Source organism: Dryocola clanedunensis subsp. sulfonylureivorans, assembly GCF_016756775.1.
In the GTDB taxonomy this organism is placed as follows: Bacteria; Pseudomonadota; Gammaproteobacteria; order Enterobacterales; family Enterobacteriaceae; genus Dryocola; species Dryocola clanedunensis.
In genome coordinates, this window is the sequence record NZ_JAERMU010000059.1 from 1 (window position 1) to 2103 (window position 2103).

Genomic DNA, 2103 nt, shown 5'->3' on the forward strand with positions numbered 1-2103 from the left:
ATCCAGCGATGCACCGTTGGACAGGCGATAACCTGCCTTGCCGTTTGTGGCGGTGATGACGCCGGTATTATTGACCACCGAATCGGCACCAATAATATCGACTGCCGTCCCGTTGACGGTAATCGCCGTATCGTTATTCATGGTGCCGCCGTTGATCTGCACGCCGGTGCTGTCCGGGGCCGTAATCGTGACGACGCCGTGGTGGTTGAGCGTTCCGCCGGTCGCGACCTTATAGCCCAGTGCGCCTGCGGCCACGCCGCCGGTGCTGCTGAGGGTTGCGTAGCTGTCGAGGACGGAGTCCCCTGTCGCACCCGTATCGCCATAAATAGTGGTGGATGCGCCCTGCACGCTGCCCGCAGTGGCCCCCATGCCGGTCAGGTCGATATTGGTGGTGACATCGATTTTCGCATGCGCGCCGCCCTCCACTTTCACAGCCGTTGCGCCATCGCCGCTGGCGGTCAGGTTCATGCCGGTGGTATCGATGTCACTGCCTTCGCCGGTCGCCAGCAGAAGAGTACTGTTCTGACCACTGCCAGCCATTACCGCACCGTTCGCCGCGTAGGTCGCGCCACCATCAATGCGGTAAAGCGTGGAGTCAGCGGTGGAAACATCCTGCACCGAACCCTGCGAGGTGACAGAAGAATCTGCACCATAAATCAGGAAGCCTGTCTGACGGGTACCGGTTACAAAGTCTACGCTGCCGCCGTCTACCGCGACCTGGCCACCATCTTTGGCATACACGCCAATCGCCCCATCCCCCGTCAGCACCACATGCCCGGCATTGGTGGCTTTAGCCCCTGCGCCAATGGACTGGATGCCGTAGTTAGCGGTGTGCGTGGCGGCATCGACACCTTCAGCCACGTTGATCGTGCCGCTGTTGGTTGCCTGCCCTGCTGCCCGGACATTGATACCAATGCCGTTGAGACCGTTCATATTGATGGTGCCGCTGTTAGTGACCTGGGTCGCGCCCTTAGCCACATCAATAGCGATACTCTGCGCAGGTGCCTCACCAGTCGAGCTGGCTGAGTTTTCTGACAGGTTGATAGTCCCCTGCTGGTCAATTTTTGCGTCAGCACTGTTGGCGAGGATTGCTGTTGCCCCCTGGGTTTTCGAGCCAAGCGTAATGATACCCGCCGAGCCGTTAATAAACTGACCGTTGCCATTCACCGAGACGACATCCGAGCCGGGCAAAACAATGCTGACGTCTGCCGGTGTATCCGTGAGCGAGGTTTGTGCACCGCGCCCGACATATAGCGTGCCGTTGTTGGTCAGCGTACTGCTGCCATCAATCCAGGCCCCAAAGTTTGCCGTGCTGCGAGTGGTAGCATTCGCGACTTCGTTCTGGGTTGCCAGGTTGATATTGCCATTGTTGGTTGCGTTGCTGGTACCCGTCAGGTAGAGGCCCGCGTTGCTGTACACGGAGCTTCGCTGGGAGCCAACGTTAATCACCCCATCATTGACGATGGTGGAGTCCGCCGCGTAAATCCCCCTGGCATTACCGGCGTTAGTATCGGCACCCAACGCAGCTCCCGTCGCGTCATCGCTGTTAACGTTAATGATCCCCGTCGAGGTGTTGTGAATATCAGCCCCGGTTTTCGATGAAATCACATAGGAAGAACCATTCCCGTTCGCCAGCGTGCTGAGCGTACCGGCGTTGGTGACCTTAGCCCCCTGCTCAGCGTTAATCAGCGTGGCGTTGGTGTTATAAAGTTGAATATTGGCGTCGCTGGTGATATTCACCGCAGCCGCGCTGCCGTCGGCTTTGATATAGGCCTGGCGATCGGGACTGGTTGGCAGCGTCGAAGGATCGTTTGCTGGTACCGCCGTGTTGACGGTCATTGAAATAGGTTTCGTCGCTTTTTCAAGCTCGGTGGTGTATTCGGCTGCCGCCAGGTTTCCTGCTTTCACCGCGTTAATCAGGGCGGTGTTATACGCCTGGTAGCCCGCCAGATCGGTAACGTTGAAACTACCAATTTTACTGCTGACGCTCCCCGCAAAACCGATGTCATTATACGTTACGGCCCCGGCATTAGGTGTGTTGCTAAAATTACCCAGGGAAACCAGCGTTTTCGAGTCGTAATTAATTGTACTGTTATTATCAAC

The 2103-nt window shown here is 57.3% G+C and carries 1 protein-coding gene; it reads right to left on the reverse strand.

What is annotated here, in order from left to right; genetic code table 11:
- A partial coding sequence (locus HYQ67_RS23730; protein ID WP_431355462.1) for a beta strand repeat-containing protein occupies positions 1-2103 on the reverse strand: 2103 nt, incomplete at both ends.